Raw genomic sequence first — 24,915 nt, 5'->3', positions numbered from 1 at the left:
TTTATTCTCATACCCTATTTCTCCCGGGGTATTCATCCTCAGGAGGTTGTTCAGTACAAAACGATAAATGTTTCATGATACAATGACTAAATTACGAATATTCAACAACAGGAAGGTGCTTACAAATGATTACATTGATTGCTACAGATATGGACGGAACGCTACTAAATGAAAATCAGGAAATCAGTGAAGCGAATAAACAGGCTATCCTGGATGCACAGCAGCAGGGAATCGAAGTCGTTGTTGCGACAGGCAGGTCTTATGAGGAAGCCCGTTATGTTATACAAGAGGCAGGCATCTCATGTGATATCGTCTGTGCAAATGGAGCAGAAGTGCGGAATAAACAAGGTGAAATCATCTATCAGGCGGGAATTGAATCAGCTCGTGCAAAAGAGATTGCCTCTGTTTTGAAAGAAACAGGCATATACTTTGAAATTTACACAGACCAGGGCACGTATACGGAAAACTATGAAATGGGAGTCGAGTTGATCGTAGACATCTTTACAACCGCCAACCCCGGCATATCAGAAGAACAGGTGAGACAATCTGCAAGAGAACGATTTGAAAAAGGTCACATTAAACTGGTGGACGATTACGGGGTTTTATTTGAAGATGCATCCAAGCTTGTATACAAATTTCTTGTTTTCTCTTTTGACGATAAACAATTGGCTTTGGCCAATGAGAAATTAAATGAACTGTCGGGCATTGCCATCAGTTCATCCGGTAAAGAAAATATTGAAGTGAATAGCCTAGAAGCCCAAAAAGGAGTCGCTCTGGAGAAGCTCCTGAAGGACAGGGGGCTGTCAGGGGAGAATGCCATGGCCATGGGGGATAATCTTAACGATATGTCCATGATGAAAGTAGTCGGAAGACCTGTTGCCATGGGGAATGCCTTGGATCAGGTGAAAGAATTCTGTCCATTCATCACGTCAACGAACAAAGAGGATGGTGTGGCAAAAGCGATCCAGGAAGTGATCCAACAACCGGCAAAGTAATGAGAACATCTTCCGTTGTCCATACTGGTTAAAAAAGCGATTATGGGGAGCTGGTAAAATGAAAATCAAAATGAGTTGGCTCGTGTTGATCATTGGTCAAAGCTTACTACTTAGTGCGTGCTCGTTTGGACAGCCGGAAGTACAGCAGAAAGAAAGTGAATCCGTCAACAAGCCGAGTGTGGAGAGTAAAGTGGTGGCACAGGATCTCTCCATTCCCTGGTCCATCCAGAAGAAAGGTGATGTATTCTATATCACACAACGGACCGGTGGGATCGTTGAAATAAAGGATGGAAAGAAATCTGTTGTCAATACCAGTCTGTCCAAGCCATTATCGGACCGGCCTGAAGCAGGCTTGTTGGGCTTTGTGCTTCACCCGGACTTTAAGGACAATCAGCGGGCCTTTGCTTATTATACGTACGATGATTCCGGTGACCATTACAACCGGGTTGTTACTCTGAAGCGGACCTTAAACGAATGGACTGAGGAAGAAGTGTTGTTAGACCGGATTCCAAGCGGTCAATATCATCAGGGTGGAAGGCTTGAAATCGGTCCCGATCACAGGCTCTATATTACCGCCGGAGATGCCACCAGGCAGGATAACGCTCAAGACCTCTCTTTCCTTGGAGGGAAAATTCTTCGTATGGATTTGGATGGTGGAATACCGGCGGATAATCCATTTGAACATTCATATGTTTACAGCTACGGTCACCGGAACCCTCAAGGTCTCTCCTGGAATCAGGACGGAGAGCTTTATGAAACCGAACATGGCCCGAATGGATATGATGAAGTCAATCTGATAAAGGCCGGGAACAATTACGGATGGCCGAAGATCACAGGTGATGAGGAGGGGAATTCGTTGACTACCCCTCTGGCACACTCTGGAGAACCGTCCTGGGCCCCGTCTGGAGCGGACTTCTGGAATGGAGATTTTTTGTTCGCATCCCTCGCTGGTCAAAGCGTGAAGCGGTTTGATACAGAAACTCAAACGGTATCCGATTTGCTCAGCGGTTTTGGCCGTGTCAGGGATGTGTTGGTGGAAGGGGATATCCTTTATTTTGTGTCCAACAATACAGATGGACGCGGGATCCCCCGTGAAAATGATGATAAGTTGTATGAGGTGGACCTGAATTCAATCATGAATAAAGAATAGAATGTAAGACACCTCCCTTTGCGATTGGAAATGTTTTTTCACAAAAAAATAACACGCTATAAGAGCGTGTTTATGAATGTTTATTTTCATCATTATCTTTATATTTCAGAATCGCAATTACAAACATCCCAAAGCTGAGCATCAGAGATAATACTTCGAATGTATCCATGTATACATCGCCTCCTTACTCTAAGGCTTCCCGGATCCAAGATTGTCCTATACACTTCAAAAAATAAAAAAACATGAAACCTTTGTGCAGCCCGGTTTCATGTTTTTTTCATTATTGGGTTAATACATCCAACACATTTGACAGAAAGACATCCTCATCGATCGAAACCGCTATTCGTGAACAGCCTGTCCCAAAACAGTTTGTGGTCCCCGGTCTGAAGTCAGCGATGCTCAAGCCGTTGGAATAGCTTTCTTCATGCTGGACACGGATCCCCCGTTTCTCGTAGGTGAACAGCCCACTGATTGCTGCGGCTGCCATGACAGCAGAGAGATCGTGTTGGGGAGTCCCTGCAATTCCCGGCTCCAGCTGCTGATAAGCTTCGTAGTAAAAGTCCAGGATGGGCTTGATGATTTGATCCAACGGCGTCTTGGCCCTGGAATGGATGAAATCCACTTGTGCTGGTGTGAGGAGAGCTTTTCTTGTGACATTCAACGGGATCACAGTCAGGTTCGGAGCAAACCTGCACACAATGTCCGCTGCCACTGCATCACCGTAAAAGTTCGCTTCGGCTACTGCTGTGACATTCCCTGGAACGAGAAAGGCCCCTCCCATAATATACGTTTCCTTCACCAGAGTCATGACTTCGGGACTTAAGAGCCAGGCGATAGCAAGAGACGTACACCTTCCCACGTTCACAATCGTTATTTCACCAGGATGCTTCTTGATCAACTGAAACAACTTACTGAAATTGGTTTTGTTCCCATATCGTTCTTCGGGATCTGGTGGGAGTAGCGGTCCAAGTCCTTCCACTCCGTGAATATCAGGGAAAAACTCAGGTTCCTCACCATTTAATGGCCGTGTGCTTCCGGCAATGACCGGTATTTCTTCATGACCTGATAAACTTAATAGATAGGTTGCATTTCGATAACTTTTGTTCCGGTCTGTGTTACCAAATCCACTGACAACGGCCAGTACATCTATGTCAGGATTCTTTAAGGCATAGATCAAGGCAATCGCATCATCTATGCCGGTATCTGAAAATAGAATAATTTTTTTAATAGAAAACACCTCCTACTATGGTGTATGTAGGAGGCGGAGATGTTGCTTGTTCGAAATCACTAGATTAACCGATTCTCAGGTTATTTTCCATTTTTATTTAACGATTTTGATAGAGCATGAATGGCAAGCTCGAGCTGTTCCAATTTCTTCTCAAGCTTCACTAATAGAAAGAGTGTGACGGCAATGGGAAATCCGAAATTACCAAGTAATTGTACAAATACGGAATAATCCATTTGTGCTTCTCCTTTCCAAATCAGCCTATCCAGCTAGAGATTCAATGCCTTTCCGATGCCTGACGCAATTGAGGTTGAAAGCCCGGTGATGAAGGTAGGGTCTTTTAAGAGATTCGTATCATTCACACTGTCGATAAAGAGGTTTTCAAGTAAGATAGCAGGCATGGACGTTTCTCTTAATACGGAGAAGTTGGCTTCTTTTTGACCGCGGTTCCGTAAACTGTAGCCTGAGAGGAAATTCATGATCTCTTCATGTATAACGTCCTGTCGTCTTCCCGTTTCCGAAGAGCTTGTACCAGGATAAATGTAGCTTTCGAAGCCGGTGCCTCCACCTGCATTGTGGTGGAGGGATACGAAGTAAGCGGCCCCAAGGTTATTGGCGAAATCTGCCCTCTCCGCCAGTTCAACAAAGACGTCCGCTTCCCTGGTTAAACGAACATCAACGATATAGTTTGCTTCCAGTAATTGCTTCACCTTCAGACCGATCGTTAACGTAAGGTCCTTTTCCTGCAGCCCGTTTCCAACAGCTCCGGGGTCGGTTCCCCCGTGGCCTGGATCAAGTACGATGATTGGCATATGTTTTCCCCCTTTTCTACTTAAGCCCAGTAATACGATCCCGCACCATACGGGTACTCAATGCGACTGTCATTATGAACGAATGTCGAGTATTTGATGATCCCGCTGAAACCGCATGTTTTAGCGACTTCCGCCACTTGAGCCGGTGTCTTTCCTGAAGGATCCACATCCGCTGCGATTCCATACGTATGCATACTGTTAGAGGCACCGCCGACATTTCGATTATGGGTGATGCTTCTAAATCCGGAATTGATGACCATGGGTGGGTTCCCCAGTTTTTTTCGAAGGGCTTCGAGCTTGTACATGAGTCGTCTCACATTCTCTTTTACCTGAGTTGACCCGACGTTCCCTCCAGAAAAGCCGCTTCCGTCCTTGGAATAGAATTCACTGAATGCAAAGTGGACCGTCGATCCGTCGCTGTCTTCAAGTGCATTCAGCTGACTATGTGTTTGCTCTCCGGCAATTCCGTCAGCTGAAAGTCCATATGCACTCTGGAACCGTTTAACGGCTGCTTCTGTTCCCGGACCGAATGCCCCGTCCACAGATACATACGTTTTCGAAGGGGAACTTGCTGCCCAGCCCGCAACGCGGATTTGAAGCTCCTTCACGTCACTGCCCGAATCACCTTGTCGTAATGTTCGTGTCCAATTCATTCATCATCGCTCCCTTGATATGGTTTAGGCAAAGGGGATGAAGAGGAAGAAAGACCATCCCAATCCTTCTCACTCTTTGTTCTTGCCTTACACTGTATAAAGAAGATCTGCAGGGGAAAAAGACAACCTTTATTCAAAAAAACATCTAAAAGATCAGTACAAGGAAAAAGGACAAGCACCCGCAATTGGGCGCTTGTCCTCTCCTTATTGTTCATTCACATCAAATAATCCCGGTACATTCTCCAGTGAATAGTCCCGGACATACCGGATCAATTTGATCTTTAACTCCTGTTCGAGATCTTCTCTATTCTCGACACGGGTCAGGTACAATGATTTCTTGATCTTCGGTTCGAACGTCCGGATGACCTTCGTTTCATATTCCGTGTTGCCCTGCGCTTCTTTTACTAGATCGTATAGAATTCCCATGGTTTATGATTCTCCTTTTTCTATAATGGATTTTAATATGCGTAAAGCTTTTCTATGGGTCTTGGACACGGCCTGTTGTGATATACGAAGCATTCTTGCGATTTCCGTATCGGATAATTCCTGCACATAGGCTAAGTCCAGGATATGCTTCTGTTTATCGGTCAACGTTTTATAAGCCTGTAAGAGTTCTTCATTTTCCAAGCATTCCGTTAAGGTCGAATAATTGGTGAAAGGCGCAAAATCCGATGCCGGATCTGGTACAAGATCGATATACGATCCACCTTCTTCATCTCCCTTTTTATCCAGGGTCAGAGGGTGTCGCTCGCTATATTTTCTTGTATGTTTGTCGAAGTTCACACTGTGAAAATAAAGAGATGAACTGACGTAAGAGGTAAACCGGATATCAAAATAATGGGCTTTAAAAGCTTCGTTTAAACGTTCTTCCTTACATGCACTGGGGTGACGTAAAAAATCTTCAACTAACTGCTGGTTCTCCGATTGACTGATAAAGGACTCAACGGCTTTATTGTGTTTGAGATGAGGATAATGACGATAAAATTCACTCAATAATGAATCCATTTTTTCACCACCAATAGAACATATGTTCGATTTTGAAGTAAAAAAAAGAGGAGAAAAAATCTCTCAGCTTTTACTTTATAAAGAAGCAGAAGGGGACCCTTTCCACAACCTTCTTCTTTAATATCGTCCCATAGTACTATCTATTAAACCATATATTACATAATGAAGTAAGTGATGAATGCACTAAATTTCCCTGATTAACCACTTATTAGAATGAATGGAGGTCTGTTGCAGCATCTTTATTTAAGTAGTTTGTGGCTTTTGAGGAAGCAAGAAGTTGGTTGATTTCCGCTGGGATAGCGGTGAGCTCCCGGCGTCTTAATAAACATTCATTAGAATACATAGAAGAAATAATAAGTGCATTCTATAATTACGATAGAGTTCATAAAGAGGTTTTACTCTGTAATGATGGTTGGAATGATTATTTTATTGCTTTAGAAGGCGAAAAAGTAGTTGGAGCAATAGGGGATGGTTAATTGATAACGATAAGGGCGGGGTATACGTGCTTTTACTAAACATCAAAATTAAAGATTACAGAACAAAAAAGAATAATATATATAAATCTGTCCCTTAATTTCATATTATTGGTGAGGAATTAAGTAAACTTGAGCAAAGAAAAGTACTATCATGGTCCAAGCCGGATAGGAACTACCCAAATTGTCATGAAGTTTTTTGGTTATTCGTCATAAGGCTGTCAGAGTATAGAATCACTGAGTGGATTGAAGCGGAAGGCACCTTACTCCTGCGGGAAATAGAGGAAAGGTCGAGACCCCGCAAGGCTTAAGCCTGAGGAGGCTCGACTTCCTCCCCACGGAAAGAAGGTGCCTGCAGCGAAAAGGAACGGTCTTTTTTTTACACTACTCTCATCTAAAGATAAATTAACTACAATGTAAAGCAATGAATAGACTCGGAAAGTGAGTGAATTCAACCGTTTTTTTAATTCTAATAAAGGGGATTGCTGCCATTTTATATAATATAGTATACAAGGTTCATTCTCTATGAAAGGGAAGTGATGGGATGAGTGGTAAATGGATGTTCGTCTTTCTACTGGTAAGCTTATTATTGAGTGGATGTGCCGTCGATGAAGGGAAGAACGATCAGGATTCTACTGAAGTCCATTCAGATGTTCCTGAAGACGAAACAGATCAGCCTGCGAACAAGATAGATGTTCTGGCCAACGATGAAAAGATCATAGAGATGTTAAAGAAGACCGGAGTCATATCGGAAGACGCTTCACATGAAGAGATTGAAAAGGCTCTTCAAAAATACCTCCAGGATAAAAATAGTGACCAATTAACAAATGAAAAAGAAAAGAAAAAATATATTGATGAGATCAAAAAGAAAATTCAAGAGGGCAGCTAGAATCTGGAATTGGGCAGGGGGGGGAAATCCTTGCCCGTTTTTGCATCAGGTTAACGCATGACGCTGCCCCCGGAAATTTTAACCGATTCCCCGACAATGTTTTCTGCAGCATCGGTCAACAGATAGATGATAGTGTTCGCGACTTCAACAGGTGAGGTTAATCTCCCTGAAGGAATGCTATCCTTTGCAATCTCCAATTGTTCCTCATAGCTTCTACCTTCCCGTCCCCCTTTTGATTGGATGGCATGTCGTCCCATCTCTGTGTCGACGTATCCCGGGCAGATGGCGTTCACTCTGATATTATGTTCGATTGCTTCATGAGCAAAGGCCTGGGTAAATCCTGTCACCGCAAACTTAGATGCGCTGTACGCACTGTTTCCGCGGGTCCCCCTCAGACCGGAAAGGGAAGAAATGTTGACGATTGCTCCGCTTCCTGCCCCTCTCATTTGGTTATAAACAGCTTGGGTGAGACCGACCAGTGAGAAATAGTTTAGCTCCATGATGTTTCGCAAATCTTCTTCTGATAATGTTTCCACCATATCACCGCCGCCTATTCCGGCTGAATTCACAAGACCTGTGATGGTACCATGCTGTTGTCTTGCAGCAGATATAAGCTGTTCACGTTCTTCGTTTCTCGTAAGATCTGCTTTATACAGGAATACCCTGGCAGGATCCAGACAATCTGCTTTCAGTTGATTCAGTACTTCTTCATTACGCCCTGTGATCGTCACATTGGCACCCGCCTGAACGGCCACTTTTGCCGTTTTATATCCAATACCGCCAGTGGCTCCAGTGATGAGTATATGCTGATCTTTCAACGTGCTTTCATGGAAAAGGAAACTCATTTTTTTACCTCCTTGTGATGTATAGTTGGTTTTACCCGATGGGGGGAGGTGGGAAACGGATGATTACCGTTTTGAAAATAAATGCTTCCACTATTCCACTTTCTCTCAAAAAAAAGACCCCAAATCAACATTTGGAGGCCTTTCTATACGTTTTATCCCTTCCCAATCCCATTCATAATCATCTGAACCGTCATCTCAATCTCTTTCTCATCATTCCAATCGACTTCAGGAAGGAAGAGGTATCGGACAAGCAGCAAACCGGCGATGCTTGTAGCTGAAAATCGCACGACAGCATGTGATGGCAGGTCGATAATCTGATTCTTTTCTTTATAATGATCAACGAGCCTTACGAATTTCTCGAATACCTTTTCAGCGATATGTTCTTTGAACTGTTCCTTTAACTCAGGGTGAAAAGGGATTTCCTGTATCAATATTTTAAAAGCGGTCATGTTCTCTTTCAAAAACTCCTGCCGATTCAAAATCATCGCCTTCAAGAAATCTTCATAACGGTCGTATTTTGCATCCAAAACTTTATTGAGATCCCGGATCACAAATGGGGCGATCAGTTTGGCCATCGTAGGGGATACAATCGAAAGAAGCAGGTCCTTCTTCGTTTTGTAATGCCGGAAGATGGTCCCTTCAGCGACGCCCGCCTTTTTTGCGATCTGGCTGGTAGAGGTGGAGGCATAGCCTTTTTCAGCGAACATTTCGATAGCTGCCTCCACGATTTTCTGTTGTTTTTCTGTCAGTGTTTCTTCCTGATCGAATAACTGTTTAAATATATTCTTTTCCTCAGACATTTTTAAACCCCTAACTTGTCGTTCTTTCCTAACCTATATTTTACGGTATTTTCGAAGGGCTGCAACATTGAGAACGATAAAGAGCAGAGAAAAACCAATCAGCACTGATAGATTAAAGAGCAAATCCCCAAATGCATATCCCCGAATCATGACATCCCTTAATGCATCAGCCGCATAATAAAGCGGGGTGAAGGGTCCGATCCAGCTCAGCCACTCGGAAATGGTATCTAAATTGAATAGTCCCGAAAAGAAAATCTGAGGAACCACCACAATCGGAATGAACTGCATCATCTGTAATTCATTCTTAGCAAAAGCAGACAGCAATATTCCCAGAGTAAGGGCAGTGAACGATAACAAGACGATGATGATCAATACGTTGAAAAAGCTGCCCTTCATCATCATATCCAGAATATAAATCGAGTACCACGAAATCAAGGACGCCTGGAGGAGCGTCACGATGCCGAAGCCGATGACGTAACTGATGACCATTTCCCAAATTTTAATGGGGGAAGCAAGCAGTCTCTCGAGAGTCCCTGTCGTTCTTTCTCTTAAAAAGGAGACCCCACTGATTAAAAACACAAAGAAGAAGACAAAAAATCCAAGAAGGACAGGTCCAAAGGAGTCAAACATCTCCATGTCCTTACTTCCATGGACATACTTCACTTCATCGGAAAGATTTTGTGAACTGGAAGGAAACAGGGTCTGAATCTTCTTCATAACAGCACCGTTGACAGTGGGATCACTGCCTTCTAGAACAATGGATGGTGACGTGGGATCTTCAAATGAAATATACCCATCCAGTTCTCCACTTTTAGTGTCCTTCAAAGCCTTATCGGTATTGGCATAGGATTGGAAATCCTGTGTATCGAACTTCGCTTCCATTTGTTGCGGCAGATCCACGATGGCAACTTTGGCTTCATAGTCCTCAGAGTTAAACACGAGAGAAAGCATGCTGAGAATCAACAATGGTGCCAGGAACATTAAAGCCAATGTCCGTTTATCACGAAGGAGCTGCTGAAGAATACGGATGACAAATCCTCTAATTCTCAATGGAAACACCTCCATTTTTCAAAAATACATCTTCAATCGAAGAAACTCCGTACGCATCTTTAATCCCGGCAGGTGTGTCGCTGGATATGATCTCTCCATGCTGGAGGAGCCCGAGCTGGTCACACCTTTCTGCCTCATCCATGACATGGGTCGTAATAATCAGTGTCCTGCCTTCTTCTTTGAGCCGGTGGAAGCTATCCCAGATTTCTTTTCGTAAGACGGGATCGATCCCAACCGTCGGTTCATCAAGGAATAGGACTTCAGGGTCATGAAGGAGAGCGATCGCAAGGGAAAGTCTTCGTTTCATCCCACCTGAATATTGATGAACGGGCTTATTCAGGTGTTCCAGAAGATCAACGGTGTTCATCACTTTTTCTATTTGTCCTTTACGTTCGGCTTTTTTTAACCCATAAAGGGATGCCATGAAAGATAAGTTCTCTTTTGCAGTCAGTTCATCGTAAAGGGCATCGGATTGGGCCATATATCCAATGGTGGGGTATAGGTCACTTGCTTTTAATTCGTTTCCTTTGAAAGATACAGTTCCCGACGTGGGCGTTTCAAGTCCGATCATCAGCTTGATGAGCGTTGTTTTTCCTGAACCGGAAGGACCTAATAAACCATAAATATGTCCTTTGGGAATGTGGAGAGTAATATTGTTTAATACGTCCTGTGAGCCAAAAGATTTTGAGAGCGCACTTAATTGGATAATGGAGTCCATGTGAAATCACACCTTTCTAGTGGTAGTGAGTGATTACTCACTTATAATATAAGGTATGTGCGTCTGTTTGTAAAGTGAGTGATCACTCATTATTTTATTCTCTTTGTTTATGGCTATTTTCGCAAACTTTGTTGTTTTTTAATTAGTGAGTGCTAGTTGATTTCCACTCCAGGTGCTCGCTTTCCGCGGGGCGTGAGTTGAGCCTCCTCGGGCTTTGCCCTCCGGGGTCTCAACTTTCCCGCTATTCCCGCAGGAGTCGAGCACCTTCCGTTCCAATCACCTTTCTAAGTGTGTGTGTCTGCAATAGACATATATAAATCCCTTACGTTTTAACTCTAGCTTCTTTCTAAGTATTGAGCGATTCAACGTCCTGCTCTTTCGATTGCCTCGTGTCACTAGTATGTATTTGTTACTCAAATCGCGTTTAACGGCGAGGTGAATTGCGTAGACTCCGGAGGGGATCGGGTGTGCCGATAACGCCAATCGTTTTAGCTGATGAAGAAGTTCGTCCCATTCACCCAACACCGGTTGACATATTTCAAACATCAATTGTTCAAAAAGCAACAATCTTTACGAAAAGAGCCTTGTTTATATATAGAAGAATCTAAATAAAAAAAGAGCATGAGCAATGGCCCAACACTCTTTTTAACTCATTATTCAACCTTGTCATTTTCCCACTGGTAGCTCCAAAATCGTTCGACAGTCACCCATTTTAATGAATCAGGGTCATTCTGCTGAATGCCTTTCTCAAGATCCTTCAGCATCCATGCCGTTTGAGAGATATGAGCCTTCATGGCACCGATTTTCTGATCTTTCACCTGTTTGATATCAACCAGGATATCAGGCTTGCCGAGTACTTCTTCACAATTCTTAGAGAATGCCAGGCAGTGAAGCTTCGGTCTTGATTCTTTAGGAAGGCGTCGAACGGCGCGAACGACGGCTCTTGCGGTTGCCTCGTGATCCGGGTGGACAGAATAGTCGGGATAGAACGTGATGATCAGAGACGGATTTAATTCTTCGATCAGCTCCGTCACCATGTTTGAAAGCTTTTCATCATTTTCAAATTCAAGGGTTTTATCCCGGTATCCCATCATACGCAGATCCTGGATTCCCATCACATCAGCGGCTTTTTGCAGTTCTTTTTTCCGGATTAAAGGAAGGGACTCCCGGGTCGCGAAGGGTGGGTTCCCTAAGTTTCTTCCCATTTCCCCTAATGTGAGACATGCATAGGTGACGGGGGTCCCATTGTTTACGTGTGTGGAAATGGTCCCTGATACACCAAATGCTTCATCATCCGGGTGAGGAAAGATGACAAGTACCTGTCTTTCTTTTTCCATGTTGACCTCTCCTTTATAAATAGGTTCAAGTAGTTTAATTGAAAGGTGTAGGACTGACTTCAAGGGCAACGGCGAGTTTCCCGTCACCACCATGTCCTGCAAGTAACAGACGGCCGTGTTCATCGAATTCATAGTGAGTCAGTCCCTCGGCATAAATCCAGCCGATTTCGATCTTCAGACCGACACGGTAAGGTCCGTCCCCAATGATTTTACCAAGCTCATAATTGACTTTCGCATTGCGGATATAGGCTCCGGCCGAGAAAAAGCCCTCATTGAAGTGTGAAGCGTAGGCTCCATTGGTAGTTTCTAAATGTATATAAACGTCCTGACGGGCAAACTGGGTGATTATCCCCTGCACATCGGCAATCTTGATCGGTTCCATTCTTTTTCCTCCTTAAATACAGAAAAGACTCTTAACCATTATGTACTATCTTACTAAAATTCATGAGTGAATGCGAAAAGTATGATTGGGAAGGGGAAGCTTGGAGAGGGGACTTATTTCTATTCGATTCCGGGAGTTCCGTGGCTCATTATTAAGAGGTCCGTCTCTCAAAAAAGTGCCAGGCACCAAATGGTTGATTGGTGCCTGGCACGAGACCGGTGGTTTATTTTTTATGGCGGTTGTATGCTCCGTGCATGACGGGTCCTACGTATTCGTTCAGTTTGAAGCCGTGTTTGATGGCTGCTGTGACGAATGTTTTGGCGTTTTGTACCGCTTCTTTCACGTCTTGTCCGTTGGCCAGGTTCGCGGTGATGGCTGCTGCGAACGTACATCCGGCTCCGTGGTTATATGTCGTTTCCACTTTTTCCTCTTCAAGCAGGGTGAAATCGTTTCCGTCGTAAAATAAATCAAGGGCTTTGTCATGTTGTAATTGCTTTCCGCCTTTAATAACGACATTTTTCGCACCGAGGTCATGAATTTTCCTGGCCGCTTCCTTCATATCGTCAATTGTTTTGATCGGACCTGTCCCGGCAAGCTGACCAGCTTCGAACAGATTAGGGGTAACAACAGTTGCGCGCTGCAATAAGTGTTCTCTCATGGCATCTGTTGTTTCAGGGTTAAGAACTTCATCTTCTCCTTTACATACCATGACGGGATCGATGACCACTTTATTTAAACCGTATGCATCGATTTTTTTTGCCGCAAGCTCAATGATTTCAACTGTTCCAAGCATTCCGGTCTTCATGGCGTCGATTCCGACAGACAGGACCGTTTCCAATTGCGCTTCAAGAGTATCGATGGATAATGGATGAACATTGTGATGCCAATGGTTGTTCGGATCCATCGTCACAACAGTGGTAAGAGCCGTCATCCCATAAACGCCATGCTCCTGGAATGTTTTAAGGTCGGCTTGGATCCCGGCGCCTCCACTTGTGTCGCTTCCCGCGATCGTGAGTGTTTTTTTCAAAGTCATGGTTGCATTCCTCCTATGAAAATAGTTCGTTATCATCGTAAAAGTCTGACTAAAGAATATAATATCACGTGGGTAAATACAAATCCTTTAGACTTTAGATGACGGCAAAAAAGACGTCGAATGTGAAATCATCGACGTCTTTTCAGTGAGTGTTAAACAAATCTAGAATGGCTTCGCATTATTATCCGTTGCTTCTTTGGAAGCGACGATGACAAGCTTGCCTTTATCCAGTTCTTCTTCATAGGCATCTGCCTCTGCCTGGTTCATCCCTACTGACTTCATTTTCGAACGGAGCTCATCTCCACGGCTGTTGAATACATTCCCCATGGATTCAATGATTCCCTGTTCTTTTATACCTGTGGATTCCGTATGGGTCGCCTCGGTAATGTGCTTAGAGCGATGTTTGTCATGTGCGAAAACATAAATATCATCTTTAGTGAAACCTTCACTTGTGAACATTTCAATTTCTCTCTTAGCCTCTACCACATTTTCAGCTGTTTGAACTTTATACATGATTATTACCTCCCATAATTAATTTAATGTCTTGTCCTTTCTTTTCCCGGTCGTACAAAATTCAAACTTTCCAAAATATAGAAATGCCTTTTGGGAGAATAATTGTTTCCAAGATTCTACATTATTCCTATAATAGAAGAGAGGAAGGTGAAACCATTGACAAGTCAATACAAGAAAATACAAGAAATGGAAGCGATCCTGGCAGATTTGAAAGCGACTGAAAGAGAAACTAGTGCCTCTTTGGCCATTGATAATAGAAGCAGTAGACATTGGGGATTGACACATAAACTCCTATCATTGTGGAAAAGAAGAGTCATATTCATCCTGCTATTGGTCTTGCTGGCGGTGGGAGGAGCCTCTATAGGAGTTTATTCTTGGTTATCCGGCTCTACCTTTACAGAAGAGAAGGGGTCATTTGTCGAACGGATTCAAGAAATGAGCTCACTGGCTACAGCTCAGGGGTTTGTAAAAGCCGTGATCGAGCAGGAGGATAATCAATTGTTCGGGAAAGAGATCAATGCAGATCTTCCGGGAACGAAACGTAAACTTCTGATGGTCGTTCCCGGAACCGTTCTCGCAGGGGTCGATTTACAAGGGATTGATGAGCAGGATATAGTAGTGAATGAAGAGAAGAAAGAGATTCAATTAACACTGCCGCGTGCTGAGATCCTTCAAGAGCCGTCGATTGATACGGACAACATCAAGACGTTTTCTGTAGAAGGGATCTTCAGGAATGATGTGGACTGGAATGAAGGCTTTGCCCTTGCGGAAGTGGCAAAGGATCAAATCAGTGAGGAAGCGATCGAACAGGGAGTTCTTCAAGCAGCTGAGAAAAATGCAAAAAAATCACTGAAGGGTTTCTTTGAACAATTAGGTTATGATGTGACGATTGATTTTCAAAACTAGAAAGGGTGTCTACCAGTGTCGGCAATTTTTCAAAATGATTGGGCACACGTTCTGGAAGATGAGCTTCAGAAGGAGTACTACCATAATTTAAGGAAATGGCTGAAGGATGAGTATGAAACGAACACACCTCATCCTCCCATGTACGATATTTTCAATGCTTTCCACTATACTGCATATGAGGACGTGAAAGTGGTCTTATTGGGACAGGATCCGTATCACGGACCGAATCAGGCAGAAGGGTTAAGTTTTTCGGTGAAGAAAGGGGTTAAAATCCCTCCATCCTTACGAAATATGTACAAAGAGCTTCAAGATGACTTAGGGTGTCCATTTCCCGCCCATGGATCATTGGTAAAGTGGGCTGAACAAGGTGTCCTCTTATTAAATACGGTGCTGACCGTCGAGAATGGCAAAGCCAACTCCCACAGGGGGAAGGGGTGGGAGCGGTTCACCGATCATGTCATCTCTTTATTGAATGAGCGGGAAAAGCCGGTGGTGTTTGTGTTATGGGGGAAGCCTGCCCAGGCGAAGCAGTCGTTGATTGATTCATCAAGGCACTACATTGTCACGGCACCACACCCGAGCCCATTATCGGCCCACCGTGGATTCTTTGGAAGCAGACCTTATTCAAAAACAAACAGGTTTCTTCGGGAGCAGGGGATGAAAGAAATCGACTGGTGCCTGGAGTAATGGGCGAGATGTTTCACGTGAAACACTTAGGGAGGAACATTGTGTGAAAAAGGAAGAAAGGATCAACTGCTTTCAATGTCACTATTTTTACACGACGTGGGAGCAGGCTCATCCGAGGGGATGTAAAGGCTACGGTTTCAAAACAAAAGCGATGCCTTCCATGGTGGTTTTTCAATCCTCAGGAAGTCCGTGTATGAAATTCAAACCGAAACAACGATGATATTTGCGAAATCCTTCAATAAGACTTAGGATAAAGACGTACATATTGTATGAGAGATCTTGTGGAAGGAGTCAACCATTGTGAATATCCCACATCAATCATTAATCAAAAAAATTGAACATGAACTCGGTAAAGCGAAGACGGCAGAAAAATCCCAACAAATCCGGGAGCATGTTTATTCCATAAAGGCACTATGTGAAGTATTGCTGGAAGAAAATAATGTGGCATCTGTCTCACAGACGTTTTCACAACCTCAGCAAACGTATTTTCAGGAATCACAACCGGTCCAAAAGCCCGTTTCCATTCAGAAGGACGAGCCCCTTGAAACGGATGACGGAGCCAACGGCAATTCATTATTTGACTTTTAAACAAGAGTAGGAGGTTCATCATGAAAACATTTATCATTATCGGTGCAATCAATGCCTTTTTATCCGTTGCACTTGGAGCTTTCGGCGCCCACGCCTTGGAAGGGAAGATTTCACAAAAATACATCGATACGTGGAATACAGGGGTTCTCTATCAGATGTTCCATGCAATTGGAATCATCATCGTCGGAGTGCTGATGGGTAATGTTACACCAACATCCCTGCTTTCCTGGTCGGGGTGGCTGATGCTTATTGGAACCGTTCTTTTTTCAGGAAGCCTTTATGTATTGAGCATTTCTGGAATTAAAGTGCTCGGGGCGATCACACCACTTGGAGGAGTCAGCTTCCTCGCAGCTTGGATACTCCTGATTGTATTTGCAGCGAAAACGTTATAAACATGAAAATACCCTGTAAGGAAGTGGGTTTCCTTACAGGGTGTTTTCATTATCGCTGGGAATAGCCTGGCATAGATCCGCCAGCACCGTATGGATATTCATACTCAATTTCTTCATCAAATGTAATGTAATCTAGATAAATCATTGGAATGAGGTACCGTGTCCCGGTTTGAGGATCGCTCAGGATGAGATGATCCCGACCAGCGGCTTCAATGATTCCTTTGAATACTTTCGCATTCCATTCTTGATTGTTTTCAAAGGTAGCATACACTGTCGCTACCTTTCCTTTATTCAACCGAAGAATATTCTCGATATATGACTCCTCAATCGGGAGCATTCCCGGAACATTTTGAGAAGGTGCCGGAGCATTCGTCGGGGAAGGTATTTGATAACCTCCACCACCTTGCTGCTGTGGAAAATACTGTCCCTGACCTTGCCCCCCGCCGTAATACTGGCCATAAGGATTATACGCAGATTGATTATACCCTTGCATATAAGGGTTTGATTGTTGGTTCGCCAAACCGAATACCTCCTTTGAATGATATTAATATACTTTCGGACAATCGCCTTTGGTGGGTTGGTAGAAACAGTGGGACTTGAACCGCCCCGAGTTAGACTGGTTATACCATTGATCCGGGCAGTTGCCGGCAGGCTTAAAGAACCAAAGGGAATAAGATGCGGGGTGGTACCTGCTACCTTTAATGGTCTTCCGCGCCAAATCGATTTCCTTTTGCCGGGCTCGTTGGTAAAAGTACCCTTTTTGGGGTGCCTCGAATCCACCTGGACTTTGATAAACCATATCTTGAATACTAGCTAATTTCTTAAAGTCAAGGCAGTCGGATCGTACACGATTCACACCGACATTCCCGACCATAAGCATGCCTTGCTGTCCATCACCTTCGGCCTCAGCCCTCATCAGTCGAGCCAGAAGTTTCACTTCCTTCTCGTTATAAGGAATAACAGCCATCTTCCCACCTCACTTTAGAAGATGCTATGTCTCACTATTTCATGTCTATGTTGTGGGGGATTAATATATTCTTGTGATTTTTGAAGGAAGGGGGGGGAATGGTTTGTTAAAATAAGTGGTTGTTTTGAAAGTGGACCGTTCCTTTCCGCTTCAGGCACTTGCTTTCCGGCGGGGAGGAAGTCGAGCCTCCTCGGGCTTGCGCCCTGTGGGGTCTCGACCTTTCCTCTATTCCCGCAGGAGTCAAGTGCCTTCCGCTTCAATTCACTCTGTGCTTTTACGTATGTAGTGCTTTCTTTTCCCCTCACACAACTTTACGAAAGGAAGTGACAAAGCTTACAAATGAGGAAAGAAGGTCTGAAAGAAAACATTCGTTCTTCTTCTATAAGAGCCAAAATCGAACACAACGCATTTTGATAATGCTTTTTTCTCATTTTCAAATAAGTACTTATTTTGAATTGCGAATAAGAAACCCATGCTTGAAAAGTTGATTGAAACGTAAGGTGCTCAACTCACGCCCTGCGGAAAGCGAGCAACTGGAGTGGAAATCAACCAACACCATTCTGATAAAAAAACGACAAGCCACAAAGACTTGTCGTTTGTCGTGTATTTAGTTCACTTGAAGGAATTTTGAGATGCCTTCTTCTTTTAACAGGTTTCCTACGTAGAAGGCACCGAATTCACCGAAGCGGGCGCTTACTTCATCAAAACGCATTTCGTACACAAGCTTTTTGAATTGAAGCACATCATCGGCGAATAGGGTAACACCCCATTCGTAATCATCGAAACCAACAGAACCTGTTATGATCTGTTTTACTTTTCCTGCGTATTGGCGACCGATCATTCCGTGGCTTCTCATCATGTCACGACGCTCCTCCATCGGCAGCATGTACCAGTTATCATTACCCTGGCGACGCTTGTCCATGGGATAGAAGCAGATATGGTTCGCTTTCGGAAGGATCGGGTAGATACGTTCCTGTACATATGGATTCTCGTAAGGGTCGCCCTCTGAAGGCATATAGTTACCAAGTTCCACGACAGAAACATAGGAGAATGTCGGGATCGTGAATTCAGCAATTTTCAGTTTGTTGAATTCATTTTCCAGCTCATTTAATTCTTCCATTGTCGGACGAAGGATCATCAGCATGAAGTCCGCTTTTTGACCTACAATCGTGTAAAGAGCATGACTTCCTTCTTTTGCTTCCTGAGTGCTGTTCAATCGATCTAAGAAACGGTGGAATTCTGAAATCGCCGATGCTCTTTCTTCACTCGGAAGCATCTTCCATGAAGTCCAGTCCATCGCACGAAAATCATGCAGGGAATACCAACCATCTAATGTTTGTGCCGGTTCTGCCAACGTAATCACTCCTTAAAGTACTTTTTCCAACTTTACTATATCATAGTTTGACCTAAGAGTAAGATTACAAAACCCAATGTCGCTAAAATGGCACAAATGTTGGATAGGCGGTGGATTTCTGGAACACACTATCTTGGTAGATTGTTATTTAGGCTTAGGGAAGTAGTGGACAGGGTAAAGGAATTATTAGAAAACAAAGACTTTTACAGTGAAACCGGTATCATTTCTCCTTTTCCTTGAATTCCTATATGAGAAGAGTATTCTAAGATTGGATATGTATAAATCAAGGAGGTTCCTCTATTGAGCAACTTATTTACCACATTAACAGATAAAGTAAAAGGCAAAGAATTAAAAATCGTTTTCCCAGAAGGGACAGATGAGCGTATTCTGACAGCGGCATCCCGTTTAGCGAGTGACGGCATCTTAACTCCTATCGTCGTTGGAAACATAGATGAAGTTAATGCGAAAGCGGATCAGCTAGGTGTGAAGCTTGACGGATGTGACGTTGTCGACCCGGCATCATTTTCTGGAATGGACGAGCTGGTGAAAGCCTTCGTCGAACGCCGTAAAGGAAAAGCATCAGAAGAAGATGCAAAGAAAATCCTGTTGGACGGAAACTACTTCGGAACGATGCTTGTTTATACCGGCCAGGCTCACGGTCTTGTAAGCGGGGCAGCGCATTCAACAGCTGACACGGTTCGCCCGGCCCTGCAGATCATCAAAACAAAAGAAGGCGTCCGTAAGACATCCGGTGTCTTCATCATGGTACGTGAAGACGAGAAGTATGTATTCGCAGACTGTGCGATCAACATTTCACCTGACAGCCAAGACCTTGCTGAAATTGCGATCGAAAGTGCGAAAACAGCAGAGATGTTCGACATCGATCCACGCGTTGCGATGCTGAGCTTCTCTACAAAAGGTTCGGCAAAATCACCTGAAACGGAAAAAGTGGTTGAAGCCGTTTCTGCCGCAAAAGAAAATGCCCCGGAACTGACTGTCGACGGTGAATTCCAATTCGATGCTGCCTTCGTCCCGTCTGTAGCGGAGAAAAAAGCACCTGGTGCCGACATCCAAGGCAATGCCAATGTTTTCGTATTCCCAAGCTTAGAAGCCGGAAACATCGGATACAAAATCGCCCAGCGCCTAGGAAACTTCGAAGCGGTTGGACCGATCCTTCAAGGGTTGAACGCACCTGTGAACGATCTTTCACGCGGATGTAACGAGGAAGATGTGTATAAGCTTGCGTTGATTACGGCAGCTCAGGCTCTGTAAACGTTACAGATTTATTGGAAAGCCGGATCCTTTAGGGGTTCGGTTTTTTTAGTGTGTTCAGTTGCCTGTTAAATATCATTCTGATTTTGACAGGTAAATGTCAAGGGATATTCCTCTGTCAAAACAACCGCCATTTTTAACAGGCAAATAAATCACAATATTCACCTGTCAAAAAATCCGCATTTCTTAACAGGCAACCAATCTAAAAGGATTGCCCACCTCTATTTCAGCAACCCCGCCATTCTATGATATAATGGGCTCGCATGTTGTAAGTGAAGGAGAAGCGTTATGGATAAGGAAAAAGCATATGCACTGCTTCGTCAAGAACGATGGAGAGTGATTGATCAGTCGAGTTTAGGACCGATGTTTGGAGCTTTGCAGTCGTTTGCCATGGATGATACATTGTGTACGGCAATTGGAGCAGGTCAGTCTGACCCGACGGCACGCTCATGGGTTCATCATCAAACGGTCGTATTGGGTATACAAGATACAAAGCTGCCGTTCCTTTCTGATGCCTTGAAGGGATTGGAAGAGCAAGGCTATCAATATATTGTACGAAACTCCGGGGGCCTCGCGGTTGTATTGGATGGAGGAGTATTGAATCTATCATTGGTCTTCCCAGATTCTGAAAAAGGGATCGACATAAATCGTGGCTACGATGCTATGTGGTTACTGGTTATGGATATGTTCAAGGACTTTGATGTGGAGATCGAAGCGAAGGAAATCACCCGGTCCTATTGCCCCGGAAGCTATGATCTCAGCATCAATGATCAGAAGTTCGCGGGGATCTCCCAGCGGAGAATCCGGAACGGAGTAGCTGTGCAAGTCTACCTCTGTGTCAATGGAAGCGGTTCTGAGCGGGCGACGCTGATTCAACGGTTTTATGAGACCGGGTTAAAGGATGGGACGACGAAGTTTACGTTTCCTGTCATTGATCCTGAAGTGATGGCTTCTTTATCGGAGCTCCTTGGGGTCGAGTTATCGATTCAAGACGTGATGCTCCGCTTTCTGCAGTCGTTGAAAGGATTCAGCGGTGAATTTTACAGCAGTGCCCTTCAGGGGGAAGAGTACGCCATGTACGACATGTATTACCAGCGGGTTGTTGATCGGAATGAGAAGGTGTTGGGGTAGAAGGATAGGAAGACTGGGCTTCGGTTAATAGGGAGGTCCGGTTTTTTTATTGGGTTAAAAGAGTAAAATACGCAATAGATGAAAAAATGACCCAATCGGGTTCCTTTCCTTAACTAATGAGATATATTATTCATTCACTCACAAAATCTATAAGCTATGTACACTCCATTTCCCATACTAAAAACCAGTACACCCACAGGCATACTGGTTAGGAATCACTCTATTCAGCCACTTTTTCTAAATTACCGTTACGATCCATTTTGAAACGGGGTGCCTTCGCATCGTCCTCATCGAACAGGACCAGCTTTCTGGCACGGTTCATAATTTGCATCAGTGTTTCGTAGTCTTCCTGCATTGTGACGGAGTTGTTTTCAAGGGCTTTGACTTTCTTTTCAAGTTCAGCATTTTCTTTGCGGATGTCGGAAATCTCCTGCTTCAATCTCTGATTCTCAATTTTTACGTAGTCGGAGTTCATGTTGGTTTGAGCGAGGTTCTGCAGGAAGGCAATGACTTTCTCAAGTGTCACTTCACCTTTCAGTCCTGATGGCTTTAGTGTATGGTTTGCTTCAGGTGCCTGCTGTGGAACGTAGATTTGTTCCTCGCTTGCTTCCACTTCATAGTTCTTCGATGCTTCTTCGGTTTCTTTCGTCAGTTGTTCCGTTTCCGGTACGTAATTTTCATACTCGGCGAACTCCATTTCTTCTTCCGCTTCAGACATTGATAGAGACATAGCATCTAAATCTTCGAATGAAGGCGTAGGTGGCTGATACAACAGCTTTTTCTTGCCGCCCTGGTCTTTTCCAAGGATGCGGTGGCGCTGTTTGCGTTGTTTTTTTGCTAGTTGAAGAGCTTTCTCGTATTGGTGTCGCACGACGGCGTTCCAACGGAATCCACATGCGGCGGATGTGCGGTTCAGTTTGTCCCCAACTTCTTCAAAGGCGTTTAATTGTGTGCTGCCTTCACGGACATGGCGCAGAACTGTTTCGGCTAATAATAGATCATTTTCTTCCGTCCAGGCATCCTGTCTTGTTTTCATCATCATTTCATCTCAACTCCCAAAGTTTTCTTAAATGATTCGTTGATTAAAGGATGGACCATTTTCAAGGTTTTTATACGAATATGTTAAAATTATTTTCTGTCTGCTAGTTTCGTTGTATCAGTGATGCTCTCCACAAGATGGAAACGATGTTCACTTGCAAAACATGACAGAAGACTGTATTCTATAACTCGATGTTTCCAACGAATGAAATCCATTTCAATAGATAGAAAGGGTTGTTGACAGATGGCAAACGAATTTCGTGTTTGCGATGATTGTCAGGCCGTTAACCTAAAGACCTTGATTCCAAAATTAAAAGAAATCGACCCGGATGCACCGATCGATATTGCGTGCCAATCCTATTGTGGTCCAGGACGCAAGAAAACATTCGCATTTGTGAATAATCGTCCTGTAGCGGCGTTGACTGAAGATGAACTCATGGAAAAAGTAATCAAGAAAATAAAGAAATAAAGGGAAACTTCCGTGTAGGGAGTTTTTTCTTTTCTGTTTAAAAGACTCTTTAAGCAAAGATTATGGCTTTTGAGGAAGCGAGTGGTGGTTGATTACAGCGAGAGGTGCTCGCTTTTAGCGGCACGTGAGTTGAGCCTCCTCGGGCGGGGTCTCAACTTGTCCAGCTCCGGCGGCTAGGGTCATAAGCTAAATGGTCCAAGAAGGCAAAGAACGCCTTCTTAGCCCATTTAGCTTATGCTTGTCGGGACTGAATGAGCCGCCTCCGCTTTTCTGCCTTCCCCCCGCAGGAGTCGAGCACCTTCCGTTCCAATCAACTGACTATGTATGGTTTCTTTATTTGTGTGAAAATATAACTTTAAAAAAATTGAATTGCTTCATTTGAAGTCTATTAAAGAAATTAGTGTCTCGACTGATTTTAATCTTTTAGCTCTATCACGCCAAAACTTTTAAGAGGGAGAGGGGAACGGCGCAGACTCCTGCGGAAAACGGGCGTGCCGAGACCCCGGAAGCGAAGTTGCAGAGGAGGCTCGGTCGAACGTCCGCGGAAAGCGAAGCAGTTCCCCTCTCCCTCTAGTACATTCTGGTGGACAGAGCATGGAAATCATAGTCTTTGTAAAAACTAACAACAATGTTTAATTGAAAAGAGCAGTAAAAAAAGTTTGTACAAAAACGGAAAAGGAAACTAGATAAGGGGTAGAGAAATAATGAGGAGAGGTTTTTTGTCAAGTGTTTAACTTTTTTTGAAGGAATTGGAACAGTTGGGACTGATCATTCAGAAGCCAAATACCTATTTTTTTCGACAAATTTCGAGATGAATACCAGGACACAAGTCGCTATAATAGAAATATGCTAGTTTAGGAAGAGGGTAGAAGATGGAGTATGCCAAGCAGAAATTACATGAAGAAAAAGTATTTAAAGACCCTGTTCATCGATATGTTCATGTAAGGGATCGCGTGATTTGGGATTTAATTGGGACAAAAGAGTTCCAGCGACTCCGCAGGATCAGACAGCTGGGAACTACCTACTTGACCTTTCATGGAGCGGAACACAGCCGTTTCAATCATTCCCTTGGCGTATATGAGATCATCCGCCGCATCGTGGATGACGTTTTCGTCGGCCGTCCGGAATGGAATCAGGATGAACGATTACTGTCCTTATGTGCTGCGCTACTGCATGATCTCGGGCACGGACCGTTTTCCCACTCATTTGAAAAAGTGTTTCACCTCGATCACGAGCATTTCACTCAAGCCATCATCTTAGGGGATACAGAGGTGAATGGAGTTCTCAGAAAAGTGGGGCCGGATTTTCCGAAGCATGTAGCCGAAGTGATTGCGAAGACGTACAAAAACAAATTGGTCGTCAGCCTCATTTCGAGCCAGATCGATGCGGATCGTATGGATTATTTGCAGCGCGATGCCTATTTTACAGGAGTGAGCTACGGGCATTTCGATATGGAACGAATTCTTCGCGTGATGAGACCCCGTGAGGACCAAGTAGTGATCAAACAGAGCGGGATGCATGCAGTGGAAGATTACATTATGAGCCGCTATCAGATGTACTGGCAGGTTTATTTCCATCCGGTCACCCGAAGTGCAGAAGTGATCCTGACGAAGATTCTACATAGGGCGAAGGAGCTTCATGAAGAATTTTATTCCTTTAAGCAAAGTCCGATCCATTTCTATTCCCTGTTTGAGGAAGAGGTGTCCCTTGAGGATTATTTAAAGCTGGATGAAGCGGTCATCATGTACTATTTCCAAACATGGCAGGAAGAAGAGGATCCGATTTTACGGGACCTTTGTGAGAGGTTCATGAACCGGAATTTATTTAAGTATGTGGAATTCGATCCGGCCAAGGAATATAAGAAGCACAGTGAACTGGAAGCCCTGTTTAAAAAAGCGGGGATCGATCCCGACTATTATTTAGTGGTGGACTCATCTTCAGACCTTCCATACGATTTCTACAGGCCAGGTGAGGAAGAAGAACGACTCCCGATTCATCTGTTAATGAAAAATGAGGAACTGCGTGAACTTTCAAGGCAGTCGGATATCGTCGATTCCATCTCCGGAAAGCGACGGACCGATCACAAATTATACTATCCAGTGGATTTACTATATGACGAATCGACGAAGAAGAATATTAAGAGACAAATAAGGAATATTCTGGAACTGACATAGACGACGCACAAACGTGGATCTGAAATAAGCAATACTAGGAGTAGGAGATGACGTACA

Annotated in this window: 32 protein-coding genes; 13 read left to right on the top strand and 19 right to left on the bottom strand. The window is 44.0% G+C overall.

Going from position 1 to position 24,915, the window contains the following annotated elements:
* The first annotated feature begins 125 nt into the window (after positions 1 to 125).
* Positions 126 to 995: a Cof-type HAD-IIB family hydrolase gene (locus BAA9072_RS10000; RefSeq protein ID WP_201714532.1), complete on the top strand. Its 870-nt coding sequence runs from the start codon at positions 126 to 128 to the stop codon at positions 993 to 995.
* A gap of 58 nt (positions 996 to 1,053) precedes the next feature.
* Positions 1,054 to 2,145: a PQQ-dependent sugar dehydrogenase gene (locus tag BAA9072_RS09995; protein WP_230980817.1), complete on the top strand. Its 1,092-nt coding sequence runs from the start codon at positions 1,054 to 1,056 to the stop codon at positions 2,143 to 2,145.
* A gap of 70 nt (positions 2,146 to 2,215) precedes the next feature.
* Here BAA9072_RS09995 and BAA9072_RS24200 read toward each other — a convergent pair whose 3' ends face one another.
* The 7 genes from BAA9072_RS24200 to BAA9072_RS09965 all read right to left on the bottom strand — a co-directional run bounded on the left by BAA9072_RS24200 (position 2,216) and on the right by BAA9072_RS09965 (position 5,840).
* Entirely contained in the window at positions 2,216 to 2,314 is a 99-nt protein-coding gene (locus tag BAA9072_RS24200) for a putative holin-like toxin (protein WP_224944134.1), read from the bottom strand.
* 111 nt (positions 2,315 to 2,425) lie between these two features.
* Entirely contained in the window at positions 2,426 to 3,382 is a 957-nt protein-coding gene (locus BAA9072_RS09990; protein ID WP_230980816.1) for a nucleoside hydrolase, read from the bottom strand.
* A gap of 71 nt (positions 3,383 to 3,453) precedes the next feature.
* Entirely contained in the window at positions 3,454 to 3,606 is a 153-nt protein-coding gene (locus BAA9072_RS09985) for a YvrJ family protein (protein ID WP_201714531.1), read from the bottom strand.
* A 33-nt stretch (positions 3,607 to 3,639) separates the two neighbouring features.
* Positions 3,640 to 4,182, bottom strand: coding sequence for an N-acetylmuramoyl-L-alanine amidase family protein (locus BAA9072_RS09980; protein ID WP_201714530.1), 543 nt, complete (start codon positions 4,180 to 4,182; stop codon positions 3,640 to 3,642).
* A 20-nt stretch (positions 4,183 to 4,202) separates the two neighbouring features.
* The gene (locus tag BAA9072_RS09975) at positions 4,203 to 4,835 is read right to left on the bottom strand and encodes a D-Ala-D-Ala carboxypeptidase family metallohydrolase (protein ID WP_201714529.1); all 633 of its coding nucleotides are present in this window, start codon (positions 4,833 to 4,835) and stop codon (positions 4,203 to 4,205) included.
* A gap of 204 nt (positions 4,836 to 5,039) precedes the next feature.
* Complete coding sequence (locus BAA9072_RS09970) at positions 5,040 to 5,261, bottom strand: helix-turn-helix domain-containing protein (protein WP_201714528.1); 222 nt, start codon at positions 5,259 to 5,261, stop codon at positions 5,040 to 5,042.
* A gap of 3 nt (positions 5,262 to 5,264) precedes the next feature.
* Entirely contained in the window at positions 5,265 to 5,840 is a 576-nt protein-coding gene (locus BAA9072_RS09965) for a sigma-70 family RNA polymerase sigma factor (RefSeq protein ID WP_201714527.1), read from the bottom strand.
* A 1,017-nt stretch (positions 5,841 to 6,857) separates the two neighbouring features.
* On the opposite strand from BAA9072_RS09965, the gene BAA9072_RS09960 reads away from it, so the two are divergent.
* Positions 6,858 to 7,202, top strand: coding sequence for a hypothetical protein (locus BAA9072_RS09960; protein ID WP_201714526.1), 345 nt, complete (start codon positions 6,858 to 6,860; stop codon positions 7,200 to 7,202).
* 50 nt (positions 7,203 to 7,252) lie between these two features.
* Here BAA9072_RS09960 and BAA9072_RS09955 read toward each other — a convergent pair whose 3' ends face one another.
* From BAA9072_RS09955 to BAA9072_RS09940, 4 genes are all read right to left on the bottom strand, one after another.
* Positions 7,253 to 8,047, bottom strand: a complete 795-nt coding sequence (locus tag BAA9072_RS09955; RefSeq protein ID WP_201714525.1) for an SDR family NAD(P)-dependent oxidoreductase — start codon at positions 8,045 to 8,047, stop codon at positions 7,253 to 7,255.
* 152 nt (positions 8,048 to 8,199) lie between these two features.
* Positions 8,200 to 8,847 (bottom strand): TetR/AcrR family transcriptional regulator, encoded by a 648-nt coding sequence (locus BAA9072_RS09950; protein WP_201714524.1) that lies wholly within the window; start codon positions 8,845 to 8,847, stop codon positions 8,200 to 8,202.
* Positions 8,848 to 8,880: 33 nt separating this feature from the next.
* Positions 8,881 to 9,897: an ABC transporter permease gene (locus BAA9072_RS09945; protein WP_201714523.1), complete on the bottom strand. Its 1,017-nt coding sequence runs from the start codon at positions 9,895 to 9,897 to the stop codon at positions 8,881 to 8,883.
* Positions 9,887 to 10,615, bottom strand: coding sequence for an ABC transporter ATP-binding protein (locus BAA9072_RS09940; protein WP_201714522.1), 729 nt, complete (start codon positions 10,613 to 10,615; stop codon positions 9,887 to 9,889). The genes BAA9072_RS09945 and BAA9072_RS09940 overlap by 11 nt, the downstream gene beginning before the upstream one ends.
* Positions 10,616 to 11,082: 467 nt before the next feature.
* Here BAA9072_RS09940 and BAA9072_RS09935 point away from each other — a divergent pair, with 467 nt between their 5' ends.
* Positions 11,083 to 11,223: a hypothetical protein gene (locus BAA9072_RS09935; protein WP_201714521.1), complete on the top strand. Its 141-nt coding sequence runs from the start codon at positions 11,083 to 11,085 to the stop codon at positions 11,221 to 11,223.
* Between the two features lie 45 nt (positions 11,224 to 11,268).
* On the opposite strand, the gene bshB2 is transcribed toward BAA9072_RS09935, so the two are convergent.
* From bshB2 to BAA9072_RS09915, 4 genes are all read right to left on the bottom strand, one after another.
* The gene (gene bshB2, locus BAA9072_RS09930; RefSeq protein ID WP_201714520.1) at positions 11,269 to 11,952 is read right to left on the bottom strand and encodes a bacillithiol biosynthesis deacetylase BshB2; all 684 of its coding nucleotides are present in this window, start codon (positions 11,950 to 11,952) and stop codon (positions 11,269 to 11,271) included.
* Between the two features lie 34 nt (positions 11,953 to 11,986).
* Positions 11,987 to 12,334, bottom strand: coding sequence for a YojF family protein (locus tag BAA9072_RS09925; protein WP_201714519.1), 348 nt, complete (start codon positions 12,332 to 12,334; stop codon positions 11,987 to 11,989).
* Between the two features lie 223 nt (positions 12,335 to 12,557).
* Positions 12,558 to 13,367 carry a pyridoxine/pyridoxal/pyridoxamine kinase gene (gene pdxK / locus BAA9072_RS09920; protein ID WP_201714518.1) on the bottom strand — a complete coding sequence of 270 codons (810 nt, stop codon included), beginning with the start codon at positions 13,365 to 13,367 and terminating at the stop codon, positions 12,558 to 12,560.
* A 162-nt stretch (positions 13,368 to 13,529) separates the two neighbouring features.
* The gene (locus tag BAA9072_RS09915) at positions 13,530 to 13,880 is read right to left on the bottom strand and encodes a general stress protein (protein ID WP_201714517.1); all 351 of its coding nucleotides are present in this window, start codon (positions 13,878 to 13,880) and stop codon (positions 13,530 to 13,532) included.
* A 147-nt stretch (positions 13,881 to 14,027) separates the two neighbouring features.
* Between BAA9072_RS09915 and BAA9072_RS09910 the strand changes: the two genes are divergently transcribed.
* The 5 genes from BAA9072_RS09910 to BAA9072_RS09890 all read left to right on the top strand — a co-directional run bounded on the left by BAA9072_RS09910 (position 14,028) and on the right by BAA9072_RS09890 (position 16,453).
* On the top strand, positions 14,028 to 14,786 hold the full coding sequence (locus BAA9072_RS09910) for a DUF4230 domain-containing protein (protein ID WP_230980815.1): 759 nt from the start codon (positions 14,028 to 14,030) through the stop codon (positions 14,784 to 14,786).
* A gap of 15 nt (positions 14,787 to 14,801) precedes the next feature.
* Complete coding sequence (locus tag BAA9072_RS09905) at positions 14,802 to 15,473, top strand: uracil-DNA glycosylase (RefSeq protein ID WP_201714516.1); 672 nt, start codon at positions 14,802 to 14,804, stop codon at positions 15,471 to 15,473.
* Between the two features lie 43 nt (positions 15,474 to 15,516).
* Complete coding sequence (locus tag BAA9072_RS09900) at positions 15,517 to 15,693, top strand: uracil-DNA glycosylase (protein ID WP_201714515.1); 177 nt, start codon at positions 15,517 to 15,519, stop codon at positions 15,691 to 15,693.
* An 80-nt stretch (positions 15,694 to 15,773) separates the two neighbouring features.
* Positions 15,774 to 16,061 carry a YwdI family protein gene (locus BAA9072_RS09895; protein WP_201714514.1) on the top strand — a complete coding sequence of 96 codons (288 nt, stop codon included), beginning with the start codon at positions 15,774 to 15,776 and terminating at the stop codon, positions 16,059 to 16,061.
* A gap of 20 nt (positions 16,062 to 16,081) precedes the next feature.
* Positions 16,082 to 16,453, top strand: coding sequence for a DUF423 domain-containing protein (locus BAA9072_RS09890; protein WP_201714513.1), 372 nt, complete (start codon positions 16,082 to 16,084; stop codon positions 16,451 to 16,453).
* A 49-nt stretch (positions 16,454 to 16,502) separates the two neighbouring features.
* On the opposite strand, the gene gerQ is transcribed toward BAA9072_RS09890, so the two are convergent.
* The 3 genes from gerQ to hemQ form a co-directional block, all read right to left on the bottom strand.
* Positions 16,503 to 16,946 (bottom strand): spore coat protein GerQ, encoded by a 444-nt coding sequence (gene gerQ, locus BAA9072_RS09885; protein WP_201714587.1) that lies wholly within the window; start codon positions 16,944 to 16,946, stop codon positions 16,503 to 16,505.
* 51 nt (positions 16,947 to 16,997) lie between these two features.
* Positions 16,998 to 17,420 (bottom strand): cell wall hydrolase, encoded by a 423-nt coding sequence (locus BAA9072_RS09880; protein ID WP_201714512.1) that lies wholly within the window; start codon positions 17,418 to 17,420, stop codon positions 16,998 to 17,000.
* A gap of 607 nt (positions 17,421 to 18,027) precedes the next feature.
* Complete coding sequence (hemQ, locus tag BAA9072_RS09875; RefSeq protein ID WP_201714511.1) at positions 18,028 to 18,774, bottom strand: hydrogen peroxide-dependent heme synthase; 747 nt, start codon at positions 18,772 to 18,774, stop codon at positions 18,028 to 18,030.
* 300 nt (positions 18,775 to 19,074) lie between these two features.
* On the opposite strand from hemQ, the gene pta reads away from it, so the two are divergent.
* On the top strand, positions 19,075 to 20,046 hold the full coding sequence (gene pta / locus BAA9072_RS09870; RefSeq protein WP_201714510.1) for a phosphate acetyltransferase: 972 nt from the start codon (positions 19,075 to 19,077) through the stop codon (positions 20,044 to 20,046).
* Between the two features lie 288 nt (positions 20,047 to 20,334).
* Entirely contained in the window at positions 20,335 to 21,177 is an 843-nt protein-coding gene (locus BAA9072_RS09865) for a lipoate--protein ligase family protein (protein WP_201714509.1), read from the top strand.
* A gap of 220 nt (positions 21,178 to 21,397) precedes the next feature.
* On the opposite strand, the gene BAA9072_RS09860 is transcribed toward BAA9072_RS09865, so the two are convergent.
* Complete coding sequence (locus BAA9072_RS09860) at positions 21,398 to 22,213, bottom strand: RsfA family transcriptional regulator (RefSeq protein WP_330999279.1); 816 nt, start codon at positions 22,211 to 22,213, stop codon at positions 21,398 to 21,400.
* Between the two features lie 246 nt (positions 22,214 to 22,459).
* Here BAA9072_RS09860 and BAA9072_RS09855 point away from each other — a divergent pair, with 246 nt between their 5' ends.
* Entirely contained in the window at positions 22,460 to 22,684 is a 225-nt protein-coding gene (locus BAA9072_RS09855; protein ID WP_201714508.1) for a DUF1450 domain-containing protein, read from the top strand.
* Between the two features lie 872 nt (positions 22,685 to 23,556).
* Entirely contained in the window at positions 23,557 to 24,858 is a 1,302-nt protein-coding gene (locus BAA9072_RS09850) for an HD domain-containing protein (protein WP_201714507.1), read from the top strand.
* Positions 24,859 to 24,915 lie beyond the last annotated feature (57 nt).

The organism is Rossellomorea arthrocnemi (assembly GCF_904424705.1).
Taxonomy (GTDB): domain Bacteria; phylum Bacillota; class Bacilli; order Bacillales; family Bacillaceae_B; genus Rossellomorea; species Rossellomorea arthrocnemi.
Note: the sequence above shows the minus strand (reverse complement) of the source record. Positions and strands in the feature narration are given on the sequence as shown.